This is a genomic window from Streptomyces sp. cg36 (assembly GCF_041080675.1).
Lineage (GTDB): Bacteria > Actinomycetota > Actinomycetes > Streptomycetales > Streptomycetaceae > Streptomyces.
This window is the reverse complement of the sequence record NZ_CP163520.1, coordinates 3,955,431-3,968,061: the sequence shown is the minus strand read 5'-3', so window position 1 is coordinate 3,968,061 and position 12,631 is coordinate 3,955,431. Positions and strand designations below refer to the sequence as shown.

11 protein-coding genes are annotated in these 12,631 nt (G+C 71.6%); 2 read left to right on the top strand and 9 right to left on the bottom strand.

Annotated features, from left to right (window positions below; genetic code table 11):
• Window positions 1–376 precede the first annotated feature (376 nt).
• The 7 genes from pheA to AB5J87_RS17665 all read right to left on the bottom strand — a co-directional run bounded on the left by pheA (window position 377) and on the right by AB5J87_RS17665 (window position 7,453).
• Window positions 377–1,312: a prephenate dehydratase gene (pheA, locus tag AB5J87_RS17695; protein ID WP_369377717.1), complete on the bottom strand. Its 936-nt coding sequence runs from the start codon at window positions 1,310–1,312 to the stop codon at window positions 377–379.
• A gap of 72 nt (window positions 1,313–1,384) precedes the next feature.
• Window positions 1,385–2,644, bottom strand: coding sequence for an iron uptake transporter deferrochelatase/peroxidase subunit (efeB, locus tag AB5J87_RS17690; protein WP_369377716.1), 1,260 nt, complete (start codon window positions 2,642–2,644; stop codon window positions 1,385–1,387).
• 11 nt (window positions 2,645–2,655) lie between these two features.
• Window positions 2,656–4,584, bottom strand: coding sequence for a copper resistance protein CopC (locus tag AB5J87_RS17685; RefSeq protein WP_369377715.1), 1,929 nt, complete (start codon window positions 4,582–4,584; stop codon window positions 2,656–2,658).
• A 21-nt stretch (window positions 4,585–4,605) separates the two neighbouring features.
• On the bottom strand, window positions 4,606–5,064 hold the full coding sequence (locus tag AB5J87_RS17680) for a copper chaperone PCu(A)C (RefSeq protein ID WP_369377714.1): 459 nt from the start codon (window positions 5,062–5,064) through the stop codon (window positions 4,606–4,608).
• Window positions 5,061–5,720, bottom strand: coding sequence for an SCO family protein (locus AB5J87_RS17675; RefSeq protein WP_369377713.1), 660 nt, complete (start codon window positions 5,718–5,720; stop codon window positions 5,061–5,063). Before AB5J87_RS17675 ends, AB5J87_RS17680 begins: the two co-directional genes overlap by 4 nt.
• A 38-nt stretch (window positions 5,721–5,758) precedes the next feature.
• Window positions 5,759–6,490: a YcnI family protein gene (locus tag AB5J87_RS17670; RefSeq protein WP_369377712.1), complete on the bottom strand. Its 732-nt coding sequence runs from the start codon at window positions 6,488–6,490 to the stop codon at window positions 5,759–5,761.
• A gap of 117 nt (window positions 6,491–6,607) precedes the next feature.
• Window positions 6,608–7,453 (bottom strand): hypothetical protein, encoded by an 846-nt coding sequence (locus AB5J87_RS17665; protein WP_369377711.1) that lies wholly within the window; start codon window positions 7,451–7,453, stop codon window positions 6,608–6,610.
• Between the two features lie 288 nt (window positions 7,454–7,741).
• Between AB5J87_RS17665 and AB5J87_RS17660 the strand changes: the two genes are divergently transcribed.
• Window positions 7,742–8,206, top strand: a complete 465-nt coding sequence (locus AB5J87_RS17660) for an ATP-binding protein (RefSeq protein ID WP_369377709.1) — start codon at window positions 7,742–7,744, stop codon at window positions 8,204–8,206.
• 123 nt (window positions 8,207–8,329) lie between these two features.
• On the opposite strand, the gene AB5J87_RS17655 is transcribed toward AB5J87_RS17660, so the two are convergent.
• A complete protein-coding gene (locus tag AB5J87_RS17655) occupies window positions 8,330–9,796 on the bottom strand; it encodes an aminopeptidase P family protein (RefSeq protein ID WP_369377707.1) in 1,467 nt (488 codons plus the stop codon).
• 113 nt (window positions 9,797–9,909) lie between these two features.
• Window positions 9,910–11,409, bottom strand: a complete 1,500-nt coding sequence (locus AB5J87_RS17650) for a PP2C family protein-serine/threonine phosphatase (protein WP_369383568.1) — start codon at window positions 11,407–11,409, stop codon at window positions 9,910–9,912.
• A gap of 422 nt (window positions 11,410–11,831) precedes the next feature.
• Between AB5J87_RS17650 and AB5J87_RS17645 the strand changes: the two genes are divergently transcribed.
• On the top strand, window positions 11,832–12,515 hold the full coding sequence (locus AB5J87_RS17645) for a bifunctional DNA primase/polymerase (RefSeq protein ID WP_369377706.1): 684 nt from the start codon (window positions 11,832–11,834) through the stop codon (window positions 12,513–12,515).
• The last annotated feature ends 116 nt before the right edge of the window (window positions 12,516–12,631 follow it).

Genomic DNA, 12,631 nt, shown 5'->3' with positions numbered 1-12,631 from the left:
CTCCCTTGCGCCCCAACGGACTTGTCCACAGAAGTGCACAGGCCGGGAAAGTTATCCACAGGGTGTGGGGAGCGGCTGTGGACCGGCCGCCGGATCCCTTCCCCGGCTTGGTGCGGGGCCTAGGATTCCCTGTTCGAAGCTCTCCCACACACTCATTCGGGTGGGAATTCCTCGCCCTAAAGAGTTCATCGGTGGAATTGGGGTGACATCACCCCCAGTGGTCGCCTGTGGACGGATGCGGCGTCACTAGAGGTATTTGTCGACTCTGCCCGGTTGTGTTGTCGACTTACCCACAGGTCGAGAAGCGTGCCTGTGGATAACTTTGTGGACAGTGAAAATCAGCAGGTAGGACTGGTTCGCGCCGGGCGGGACGTGCTCAGGCGCGGCCGTCCTGGCTGCAGGCCAGCCACTCGGACGCCGACACGAACTCGGCGTCCGAGGTCCCCGGCCGCAGCGCCCGTACCTCCTCGGGCGCGACACCCGCGCGCGGGTACGAGCCGAGGAAGCGCACCTTGGGGCAGATCCGCTTCAGCCCCATCAGCGCCTCGCCCACGCGCCGGTCCGAGATGTGGCCCTCGGCGTCCACCGCGAAGCAGTAGTTGCCGATGCCCGCGCCGGTGGGCCGGGACTGGATGAGCATCAGGTTCACCCCGCGCACCGCGAACTCCTGGAGCAGTTCGAGCAGCGCGCCCGGCTGGTCCTCGCCCAGCCAGATCACCACGGACGTCTTGTCCGCGCCGGTCGGCGCCGCGGGCCGGGCCGGGCGGCCCACCAGGACGAACCGGGTCTCCGCGTTCTCCGCGTCGTGGATCTCGGTGACCAGCGGCTCCAGCCCGTACGTCGCCGCGGCGAACTCGCCCGCGAAGGCCGCGTCGAACCGGCCCTCCTGGACCAGCCGGGCGCCGTCGGCGTTGGAGGCGGCCGACTCCCACAGCGCCTCGGGCAGATGGGCGCGCAGCCAGTTGCGCACCTGCGGCTGGGCCACCGGGTGCCCGGTCACCGTCTTGACGTCCGACAGCCGGGTCCCCGGCCGCACCAGCAGCGCGAAGGCGATCGGCAGCAGCACCTCGCGGTAGATCATCAGCGGCTCGCCGGAGGCCAGCTCGTCGAGGGTCGCGGTGACCCCGCCCTCCACCGAGTTCTCGATGGGTACGAGCGCCGCGGCGGCCTCCCCGTTGCGCACCGCGTCGAGCGCGGCGGGCACCGACACCATCGGGACCAGCTCCCGGGTCGCGGCCTCCGGGAGCGTGCGCAGGGCGGCCTCGGTGAAGGTGCCTTCGGGACCCAGATAGGTGTATCGCGTGGCGGACATACCCGTCACCCTAATGGCCTGCCGTCACGCGCGAGGGCCGGTCTCACCGGCCGGGCACCGGCCGGTGACACCTCATGACTCCAGCAGCAGCTGGCCCACGTACTCGCCCGCGCGCGGCCCGCCCGGCACCGCGAACAGACCGCTCGACTCGTGCCGGATGAAGGCCGAGAGCGCGTCCCCCCGGTCGAGCTTGCGCTGGACCGGCACGAAGCCCCGCAGCGGGTCGGCCTGCCAGGCCACGAACAGCAGACCCGCGTCCGGCACGCCGTCCGCCGAGATGCCGTCGTGGTACGAGAAGGCGCGCCGCAGCATCGCCGCGCCGCCGTTCTGCTCGGGGGCGGAGATCCTGGCGTGCGCGTTGTCCGGGATGACCAGCTTGCCGTCCGGGCCGAACTTGTCGAGCCCCATCGGGGTCGTCTCCGTACCCCCCGAAAGAGGTGCTCCGGTCGCCTTCTTGCGGCCGATCACCTGCTCCTGCTGGGTGAGCGGGACCTTCTCCCAGTCGTCGAGCAGCATGCGGATCCGGCGGACCACCGCGTACGAGCCGTTCGCCATCCAGGCCGGCCTGCCGGTGTCGGGGACGAAGATCCGCTTGTTGAAGTCCGGGTCGGCGGGCTTGGGGTTGCCGGTGCCGTCGATCTGGCCCATCAGATTGCGGGCGGTCATCGGCTTCTCGGTGGCGCCGGGAGTCCGGTTGAAGCCGTTCATCTGCCAGCGCACCCGGGCCGCCGCACCCGCGTCCTTCTGCACCGCGCGCAGCGCGTGGAAGGCGACCAGGGCGTCGTCCGCGCCGATCTGCACCCACAGATCACCGCCCGAGCGCTTGGGGTCCAGCCGGTCGTTGGAGAAGTCCGGCAGCGGATCCAGCTCCACGGGGCGCTGAGCCACCAGGCCCGTACGGTCGAAGAAGGTGCGGCCGAAGCCGAACGTGACCGTGAGCGAGGACGGCCCGGCGTCCAGCGCGACCCCGGTGTCCGAGGGGCCCGGCTCGCCCGCCATCAGCGCCTTCGCCGTCGCCGACCAGCGCCGCAGCAGCGCCGCGGCCTCCTTGCGCCCGGCGCCGGGGGCGAGGTCGAAGGCGATCAGATGGCCGCATGCCTGCGGCGGGGTGGAGATTCCCGCCTGATGTTTCACGTGAAACGCGACCTCGGTGGAGCCGACCGAGGAGAGCTCGGTCGAGCCCGAACCGTCCGAACCGACGGCGGCGTGGACCAGCGCGCCGCCCGTCGCTCCCAGGGCGACACCGGTCGCACCGGCCGCGCCCACCGTGCCGAGGAGCCGCCGCCGGGTCATGTCGACGGACTCGTTGGTGCCGTTGGTGCTCTTGCTCATGGGGTCCGTACTCAGCCGATCTTGATCTTCTTGTCCACGGTGGTCTGGTCGATGTCGGAGGTCCGCACCGTCACGGAGACCTGCCAGTCACCCGCCATCGGCAGCTGTACCCCGCTGGCGCTCCAGTGCCCCTTGGTGATGCGCTCGGGCGAGACGGGCAGCGGTCCGACCGCCTTGGCGGGCAGGGTGAACGCGACCTTCAGCTCGGGCGCGTCCAGCGGCTTGGCCTGGTCGTCGTCGGTCCACACATGCAGTTCATTGGCGCCGGTGCGGCCCGGATCCAGGGTCAGGCGGACCGTTCCCTTGCCGTTCTTGCCGCCGGTGTCGAACGGCATGCGGATGCTGATCGGGCGGTCGGGCACGGCCACCTGGGTGGTCGACTGGGCGGCTGCCGCCGCCTCCTGCGTACGGCCCGGCTCGGTCGACGACAGGATCGTCGCCACCGCGAGCACCGCCACCGCGACCCCGGCCTCGGCGAGCACCGAGCGCCGCAGCCCCGACCGCTCCGGGTCGGCGTCGCGGATGCGCTTCTCACGGGCGACCGCCACGGCGGCCTGCTGCCGCTCCAGCTGACGGGCCCGCTGGGGGTCGGCCGGGGCCTTGGCGCCGTCCGGCACGGTGACCGGCTCGGGCTCCTCGGCGGGCTCCGGTTCGGCGGCGCGCTGCTCGATCACCGAGGCGGCCTCGGCCTCCGGCGCGGTGTGCTCGGAGAGCCGGCCGGTCCAGCGGCGCGAGACGTACGCGGCGGACAGCAGCACCGCGATCAGACCGAGCTTGACCAGCAGCAGCTGGCCGTAGCCGGTGCCGGTCAGCGCGGACCAGGAGCCGATCTGCCGCCATGCCTGGTAGACGCCGCTCGACGCCAGCACGACCACGCTCCAGAAGGCGATCCGGGAGAACCGCCGCACCGCGGCGCGCTCCACCGCGGGCGTCAGATGGAGCGCGGTGAGCAGGGTCGCGAGGCCGCCGAGCCAGGTCGCCATGGACAGCAGGTGCACCACCGCGACGGGCATGGCCAGCGCGGTCTGGATGCCGGTCGAGGCGTGCTCGGCCAGCGCCCAGGTCGCGGCGATTCCGGCGGCCACCACGAAGCCGCCGATGGCGAGCCCGTAGGTGAGGTCCTTCTTCTCCTCGTCCTCGCGCTTGGCGTACGCGCCGAACAGTACGGAGATGAACAGGGCCGCCGCGCTGAGCAGCAGCAGCCGGGAGCTGAGCGCGGCGCCCGACTTGGTCTGCAGGACCGCCTTCAGCCCGTCCAGGTCGAAGGCGTCGGAGAGCTGCCCGGAGCCGGTGTAGGGGGTCCTGAGCAGCAGCAGCGCGATGGTGGCCGCGGTCATCGCCAGCCAGCCGCCGACGACGAGCCGCTGCACCGGGCGCACCGTGGCGCCGCGCTGCCAGCAGGCGAGGACGAAGACGCCGCCGCCGGTGAAGAGGATGAACCCGGCGTAGGCGACGTACCGCATGGTGTCGTACAGCGTGCCCACCAGACCGCCGCCGACGTCCTGCGACGGCAGGGCGACCGAGGTCTTGGAGGGGGCGCCGATGGAGAAGGTGAAGGCACCGGCGACCGGGTGGCTGTCCGCCGAGACGGCCTGCCAGGCCACGGTGTAGGTGCCCTTGGGCAGCCCGTCGCGCAGGCTCACGCCGTACTTGACGATGGAGCCGCTGCACAGGTTGAGCAGTTCGCCGGTGTCGGCGCGCTTGCCGCTGGGGTCCAGGACCCGGATGGACTTGTTGTCCATCGCGACCTGCTCGGAGAAGGTGAGATCGACGTCCTTGGGGGCGGCGGCGACCACCGCCCCGTCCTTCGGGTTGGTCGCGGTGACCGCGGCGTGCGCGGAGGCGGGTGCCGCGGTGGCGATCAGCGCGCCCAGCAGGGCCGCTGCGACGAGCAGCAGCCGGGCCAGGGCGGATCCGAAGCGTGGGGCGGTGGCCGTCATCGTCTGTCAGTCCCTCATCCCTCAGTGGTGCTTCGGGTTGTAGGTGGTGTCCTTGACCGGGAGGTCGACCTTGATCGGGTCGGCCTTCTCGAAGTGCAGCTCGATGGAGACCTTCTCGCCCTGCTTCGGCTTCTTCTTCAGGCCCATGAACATGATGTGGTTGCCACCGCGTTCGAGGTCGAGCCGGCCGTTCGCCGGGATGTCGAAGGACTTCACCTCCTGCATCTTCTGGTTCTTGGTCTCGTGGATCGTGACGTCGTCGGAGATGTCACTGGTGACCTTGGTGAGCTTGTCCGCGGTCTTGCTGTCGTTCTTCACGACCAGGAAGCCGCCCGCCATGTCGGCGTTGACCGGCTGCGGCATGAACGCCTCGCTGACCTTCAGGCTGGGCTTGGCGTCGGAGCTGTCGGACGAGCAGCCCGTCAGCGCCAGTCCCGAGGTCAGGGCTATGGCGGCGACGAGGGTGGTGCGGCGGTTCACGGGTTTTCTCCAAGAATGATCTTCGGCAAGTCTTTGGTGTAGTCCTCGGCGGTGGCGGTGTCGCCGTACAGGACGTACCCCTGGTCGGTCTTGGGCGAGAAGGCGATGACCTGCGCGCCGTGCATCGACACGACCTTGCCGTCCTTGTCCTTCGTCGCCGGGTCGATCCCGATGCCGATCGAGCGGGCCCCGGCCTGGATGGTGGGGAAGTCGCCGGTCAGCCCGATGAACGACGGGTCCTGCGCCCGCAGCCACTTGCCGAGCGATTCGGGGGTGTCCCGCTCGGGGTCGGTGGTGACGAAGACGACCTGGAGCTTGTCCTGGTCGGCCTTGGGCAGGTGCTTCTTGGCGATGGCGATGTTGCTCATCGTCAGGGGGCACACGTCGGGGCAGTTGGTGTAGCCGAAATAGATGAGGGTCGGCTTGCCCTTGGTCCGCTCACGGAAGTCGAACTTCTTGCCCTGGGTGTCGGTCAGGACGAAGTCCGGCTTGGTGAACGGCCGGTCGAGCACCGTGCCGGCCTTGTTGCTGGTGTCGGCGGAGACATCGGTGACCGGGCTCTTGGCCTGGTCGGCGCCGTTGTCTCCGCACGCGGTCAGGGTGAGCGCCGCCGCCACCGCGAAAGCGATGGCGGCCGGCGCGTACTTGGTGCGCATGGGGGAAGTTTTCCGCTCGCAGGGAGGGCCGGGCGGGATTACGCGGCCCGGCGGCGTCCGGCGAGGGCGCCGAAGGCGACCCCGGCGACGCCGATGACGATGCCGACGACACCCAGGACGCGGGCGGTGTTGTCGCTGTCCTTGGAGTCCGAGGCGGCCTCGGTCTTCTTGTCGTCGTGGCCCATGCCGTCGGACTTCTTGTCGTCGGACGCGGGCGCGGCACCACCGTGGTGGTCATCGGCGGCGGCGCTCAGCTTCAGCACCGGGGCCGGGTTCTGGGGCTCCTCGGAGCCCTTCTGCTCCTCGATCCAGCGGACGGTCTCGCCGTTGTCGTACGTCTGGACGGCCTTGAAGACCAGCGAGTCGGCGTCGGTGGGGAGCGCGCCGATGGAGAGCGGGAACTTCTGGAAGTAGCCGGGGGCGACCTTGCCGCCGCTCCAGGTCACCTTGGTGACGGCCTCGTTGATCTGCTTGCCGTGCACGGTCAGCGGCTTGTCCAGCTTGGACTTGGTGACCTCGACGGTCCAGCCGGGCAGGGCCTCGGGCTGCACGGACGCCAGTGGGTGGTCGGCCGGGAAGTTGACTTCGAGCTTCACGGTCGAGGCGTTGTCGCGCTCGTTGGGCACCTTGAAGTTGACGACGGCGTAGCCGCCCTTCGCGGCCGAGCCCTCGGGCTGCACGCTGACGTGCGCGAAGGCGGGACCGGCGAGGACCACGACGGAGGAGGCGGCGACGGCACCGGCGAAGGCCAGACGGCGGGAAACGTTCATGGTGAAGACACTCCGGTGAGCAGGAAGGTGAGTGGGAACGGCCCGGCGCACACGCGTGCGCGGACCCCACGGACCACTCCTGGGACGGGTGTCGTCTGAGGTGCGGAGCGGGCCGTGTCAGGCTGCGAGGGCGTACGCCGCGGGCGGCCCGCGCCTGATCACCGAGTGCTGGAGCGCCTCCCCGCACGACGGCAGGGGTACGGCGAGCTGTGCCAGCGGGATGCGGGGGCCGTGCTCCGGCGTCCCCGGCAGACCCGCGCACAGGGCCCGTACGAGCGCCAGGGCGGCGCGCAGCGCGCGGGCGCAGGTGCCCTGGGCGGCACCGGCGGCGGCCTGGGCGGAGAGCCGCACCAGACGGAACAGCGCGGCCTCGCCCCGGCGCAGCAGCCAGCCGGTCAGCACGGCGGCCAGCAGGTGGCCGAGCAGCATGGGGAGCGAGGGGAGCAGTCCGGCCAGGACGCCGTGCGACGAGCCCGGCTGGGACATCCCGGGCATGTGGGCCATGCCGGGCATCGAGCCCTGCGCGGCCGGGGCGGCGCCGGACGGCGGGCGCAGGCCCGCGTCCGTGATGATCCGCCGCGCGTCCGTCACCGTCAGCTGGGCGGCGCCGGGGCCGCACACCAGCTTGGCGGCGAGGCGCAGCACCGGCGAGTCGCCGCCGAAGCCGGCGCCGGTGGTGCCGGCGGCGTGCTGGCCGAGGCCGAACAGGGAGTGCAGGGCGAGCTGACCCGCGGCCAGGGCGCCCGCGATGGACGGCAGCGTGCGCTCCCGCCCGGCGAGCGGCACGGCGACCGCGAGGACCCCGAGGAACCCGGCGAGCAGCGTCCACCACGGGACGGTCGCACAGGCCGCCAGGACGTGCCCGAGCGCGGACAGCACGACGCAGACCGCGGCGAAGACCGCGGCCCTCAGCAGCCGGAGACCGGCCCCTGCGTCTGTGTGTCGGACGGTGCGAGCAGACATGGCGGGGCCATCATCGCACTGGCCTTACCCGCCTCATACGGCAGGTCCACAAGGTCACGAATTACTGTGATGATCACATCCATCCCGAGTGTCCCTCTCGTGCACCGCCGTCGCGCCCGTCGCGCCCCCGCCCACCTTGTGCTTCCCGCGCCCCGGAGCATCGCCATACACCGGCGCATCGAGTCACACATCCGCCGAATGAGCGTCATCACGTCAAGTCCGCGCTTACGGGCCGGGTGTTGAGGCAATAGGTAGGGGTATGTCGAGCCGCAGCCAGGAGGCTGGAGCATGAGCATCTGGTGGTCACTCCACTTGCGGCGCGAGGCCGCGAGCGTTCCGCTCGCACGTCGCCTTCTGCTCGGCACCATGGAGACCGCTGGGGTCGATCCGGACATCTCCTACGATCTGTCGGTCGCACTGGGAGAAGCGTGTGCGAACGCGGTGGAACACGGTGGAGACGAGGATTCCGGAACCTCGGAGGCGTACCGGGTGACCGCGTATCTGGACGGCGAGAAATGTCGTATCGAAGTCGCCGACTCGGGGCCGGGCTTTCCCCAACGACGAGGCCGTCGCACCGCGGCACGGATGAACAGCACACTGGGCAGCGCCATGGCCGAGAACGGCAGAGGGCTCTGCCTCATCGAACAGCTCGCCGACCACGTGCACTTCCGCAACCGCCCCGGCAGAGGCGCGGTGGTGAGCTTCGACAAGATCCTGAAGTGGCGGGAAGGCGCGCTCCTCAACGTCTCGTGACGGCGGGGCGGGAGCGCCCGCAGGCGCCACGCGCGCGTGGCGGAGACGCGGTCCGGCCGCGGGCCGCGGTACGGGAAGAGCCCGGACGCCCCACGGGGCGGCCGGGCTCTCGCGCGTGCGGGGTCAGCTCTGCTTGACCCGCGCCATCCACGCCTCGACCTCGTCGGACCGGCGCGGCAGCGCGGCCGAGAGGTTCTCGTTGCCGTCCTCGGTCACCAGGATGTCGTCCTCGATCCGGACGCCGATGCCCCGGTACTCCTCGGGCACGGTCAGGTCGTCGGCCTGGAAGTACAGACCCGGCTCGACGGTCAGGCACATGCCCGGCTCCAGGTCGCCCGCGACGTACGTCTCGGTGCGCGCGGCGGCGCAGTCGTGGACGTCCATGCCGAGCATGTGGCCGGTGCCGTGCAGGGTCCAGCGGCGCTGCAGACCGAGCTCCAGGACCTTCTCCACGTCCAGGTCGCCGCAGAGGCCCCACTCGACCAGCTTCTCCGCGAGGACGCGCTGGGCGGCGTCGTGGAAGGCGCGGTAGGGGGCGCCCGGCCCGACCGCGGCGATACCGGCCTCCTGGGCCTCGTACACCGCGTCGTAGATCTTCCGCTGGAGCGGCGAGAACGTGCCGTTGATCGGCAGCGTGCGCGTGACGTCGGCGGTGTAGAGCTCGGTGGTTTCGACGCCGGCGTCGAGCAGGAGCAGCTCGCCGGGGCGCACGGCGCCGTCGTTGCGCACCCAGTGCAGGGTGGTGGCGTGCGGGCCGGCGGCGCAGATCGAGCCGTAGCCGATGTCGTTGCCCTCGACGCGGGCGCGCAGGAAGAACGTTCCTTCGATGTAGCGCTCGCTGGTCGCCTCGGCCTTGTCCAGGACCTTCACGACGTCCTCGAAGCCGCGCGCGGTCGCGTCGCAGGCCCGGCGCAGCTCGGCGACCTCGAAGGCGTCCTTCACCAGGCGCGCCTCCGACAGGTACACCCGCAGCTCTTCGTCGCGCTCGGCGGTGACCTTGTCGGCCAGCGCCGCCTCGATCCCGGCGTCGTGACCGCGTACGGCCCGGACCGGACCGGTGGCCTCGGTGAGCGCGGCGGCCAGCTCGCGCACGTCCTTGGCCGGGATGCCGAGGAGCTGCTCGGCCTCGGCCAGCGAGTGGCGGCGGCCGACCCACAGCTCGCCCTGGCCGTCCAGCCAGAACTCGCCGTTCTCCCGGTTGGAGCGCGGCAGCAGGTAGAGGGTGGCCTCGTGGCCCTCGCCCCGGGGCTCCAGCACCAGGACGCCGTCCTGGGTCTGGTCGCCGGTCAGGTACGCGTACTCGGTGGAGGCGCGGAAGCTGTACTCGGTGTCGTTCGAGCGGGTCTTCAGATTGCCCGCGGGGATCACCAGGCGCTCGCCGGGGAAGCGCCGGGACAGCGCGGCGCGGCGGTCGGCGGTGTGGCCCGCCTGCGCGATCGGCTCCAGCCCGTGCAGCTCGGTGTCGGCCCAGCCGGACTTCATGTTCTCGGCCAGCTCGTCGGACACGCCCGGGTACAGGCCGTTCTTGCGCTGCTTGATCGGCTGCTCTTCCGACTCTTCCGGGGTCTCCGGGGTGAGCTCTTCGGCCACGGTCTGCCTCCACTTAGTACGACATTGGACCTCCGTCCATCGTACGGGCGGCGCGAAAAGGAGCCAGGGCCCTAGGACCCCGGCTCCTCTTCCGTCACGGCGCGTGGGCGGCGCTATGCGAAGCGTGCCGCCAGCAGCACCACGTCCTCGGTGCCGTCCGAGGCGTCCAGACCGTCCGGCAGCACCGTGCGCAGGACGTGGTCGGCGACGGCGTCCGGGTCGTCGCGGGCCGTCTTGGGCACGCTCGCGGCAGCCGCGTGCAGCCGCGCGAAGGCCCGGTCCATCGCCTCTCCGGTGCGGTGGAGCAACCCGTCGGTGTACAGCAATACCGTTTCTCCGGCCGCCGGGTGGATCTCCACGCTGGGCGCCTCCCAGCACGCGAGCATGCCGAGCGGCGCGGAGAGGGAGGTCTCCACGAACTCGGTCCGGCGCTCGCCGACGATCAGCGGCGGTGCGTGCCCCGCCCCGGCCAGCACGATCTTGCCCTGGGCGGGCTCGCAGTAGGCGAAGAGCGCGGTGGCCGAGCGGGCCGGCTCGGTCAGCCGCAGCAGCAGCTCCAGATCGGACAGGACGGCCACCGGGTCCTCGCCCTCCATCACCGCGTACGCCCGCAGGCTGGCCCGCAGCCGGCCCATCGCGGCGACGGCGCTCGGCCCGGACCCGGTGACCGACCCGACCGCGAGGCCCAGCGCGCCCTCCGGCAGCGGCAGCGCGTCGTACCAGTCGCCGCCGCCGCGCGGCCCGGTGCGGTGGCGCGCGGCCAGCTGCACCCGTGCCACCCGGGGCAGCCGGCTGGGCAGCAGCTCCTCGGTGACGGTCGCGAGCCGGGTGCGCGCCCGGTCGAGCTCCAGCAGCCGCGCCACGTGCTCGGCGGCCTGGCGCAGATAGAGGCCGATGAGATGGCGGCGGCGCTCGTCCGGCTCGGCGGGCTCGTCGTAGAGCCAGACGGCCGCGCCCAGGCGTCCGCCCGCGTCGGTGGTGAGGGGCAGCGCGTAACTCGCCGCGTATCCCAGACGGGCCGCCACTTCGCGGTGGCGGGGGTCGGGGCCCCGCTCGCCCGCCGCGCCGACCAGCTCGGATCCGCCGTCGGCGTCGGGCAGGCCGTCGAGGATCCTGCCGTACCCGGTGGCGCTGCGCGGGACCGTCTCGATGTGGCCGAGGTCGGCGTGGGCGAGGCCGAGGCCGGTGGTGACGGCGGGGCCCAGACCGTCGGCGGGCTCCAGGACGACCAGGCCGCGCCGGGCGCCGACCAGCCCGGCACCGGCCCGCAGCAGTTCGTTGAGGGAGGCGTCGAGCGTGGTGGTGCGGGAGAGGCGTTCGGTGAGTTCGTGCAGCGTGGTGAGGTCAGAGACCCAGCCCGCGAGCCGGTCCTGGATCAGTGCGCCGGGGGCGGTGGTGGCGGTGACGGCGGCTGTGGGCAGCGGCGCAGAAGTGTGCGCGGGGGGCGGGACGGCTGGATCGATTCCAGCCACTTTCGGCAGGTGTGGGGCGCTCATGGCAGTCGGCTTTCCGACCGGTCGATTCTGCTCAATAGCATCGCAAACCCCCATGTCAATCTGCGCCGCCATCAATGCATCCAGATGTACACGCACAAGTAAGGGGATGTCCAGCATTGTCATAGCGGGATTGTTGGTGTCCGCGGGGTGTCCAACTTGGCGGAAAAATGCCCCCCGTGGCCCACCCCTGGGGTCGACTGAGGGCGTTCAAGAGCGCGTCATATCGAGCGTGTTGGGTACGTACTCGGTGATGGCCAGGGGCAGTTGACGGTGCCCCGGAACCCGGCGGCGGGTCGGAGCGTCTTAACAGCCGGTGGCCGCGCCCCATCCCCGAGTGGCGGGGTTTTTGCACAAGGGACGGCAAGCGCCACGCGCGCGCCACCCCTCGCCATGCGTTTAATGGTCACAGCCCACGCTCGGTCCTGACGGGTTACCCGTACCGCAGGCTCGCAGAGCTCACAGAGCATGTACGCGCAGTGAAGTGATGCACACATGGTGTGATGTGGACCTCGGCGTTCAACGGAAAGGAACGAGCGCTCATGCGCGAGATCCTCGGAAGGCGACGCAGGCTCCGGTTCCGGCGCAGTGAAAGGGCTGCCCAGCTCGGTGCCGCGCTGATGTGCGCGACCGAGTGGAAATGGCCCGTACTCCCAGGTGTGGGGCTTGAGGCCGCCCGTGGCCGCGGTGACCGGGACCGCGGCTGTGCCTGCCCCGACCCCGAGTGCGTCGTACCCGGGGCACATCCCTTCGACCCGGGACTGCTCGCGGCGTCGACCGACGAGCGCCTGGTGCGCTGGTGGTGGACCAACCGGCCGGCCGCCCCCGTGCTCCTGGCGACCGGAGGCAGGGCGCCCTGCGCGGTGAGCCTCCCGGCCGTCGCGGGCGCGCGGGCGCTCGCGGCCCTGGACGACATGGGAATCCGGCTCGGCCCGGTGGTGGCGACGCCCACCCGGTGGTCGCTGCTGGTGGCCCCTTACTCGATGGAACGTCTGGGCGACCTCCTCTACTCCAAGGACTGGGTGCCGAGCTCCCTCCGCTTCCACGGGGAGGGCGGCTATCTGGTGCTGCCCCCCTCGCAGACCGGCCGGGGACAGGTGAGCTGGGAGCGGGCCCCGCTGCCCGGGTCCGCCGCACCCTGGCTGCCGGATGTGGAGGCGGTGGTGGACGCGCTGGTCGCGGCGTCGACCAGCGCGCCGGACGGAGGATCCCGGCTCGCCTACTGAGCCGCGGGGGACGGCCCGGGTGCCCGAGCCGTCGGGACGGTTGGGTGCCGGGTCGGTGGGACAGCCCGTGTACTGAGTCAGCGAACGGGGCGGGCTCCGGGTTCCCGACGGGGCCC

Bases quoted from the DNA above. Each gene is read 5' to 3' on its own strand.
- AB5J87_RS17660 (WP_369377709.1), top strand. From the start codon at position 7,742: ATGAGCATCTGGTGGTCACTCCACTTGCGGCGCGAGGCCGCGAGCGTT.
- pheA (WP_369377717.1), bottom strand. From the start codon at position 1,312: ATGTCCGCCACGCGATACACCTATCTGGGTCCCGAAGGCACCTTCACC.
- AB5J87_RS17650 (WP_369383568.1), bottom strand. From the start codon at position 11,409: ATGCTGGACATCCCCTTACTTGTGCGTGTACATCTGGATGCATTGATG.
- efeB (WP_369377716.1), bottom strand. From the start codon at position 2,644: ATGAGCAAGAGCACCAACGGCACCAACGAGTCCGTCGACATGACCCGG.
- AB5J87_RS17665 (WP_369377711.1), bottom strand. From the start codon at position 7,453: ATGTCTGCTCGCACCGTCCGACACACAGACGCAGGGGCCGGTCTCCGG.
- AB5J87_RS17675 (WP_369377713.1), bottom strand. From the start codon at position 5,720: ATGCGCACCAAGTACGCGCCGGCCGCCATCGCTTTCGCGGTGGCGGCG.
- AB5J87_RS17670 (WP_369377712.1), bottom strand. From the start codon at position 6,490: ATGAACGTTTCCCGCCGTCTGGCCTTCGCCGGTGCCGTCGCCGCCTCC.
- AB5J87_RS17685 (WP_369377715.1), bottom strand. From the start codon at position 4,584: ATGACGGCCACCGCCCCACGCTTCGGATCCGCCCTGGCCCGGCTGCTG.
- AB5J87_RS17645 (WP_369377706.1), top strand. From the start codon at position 11,832: ATGCGCGAGATCCTCGGAAGGCGACGCAGGCTCCGGTTCCGGCGCAGT.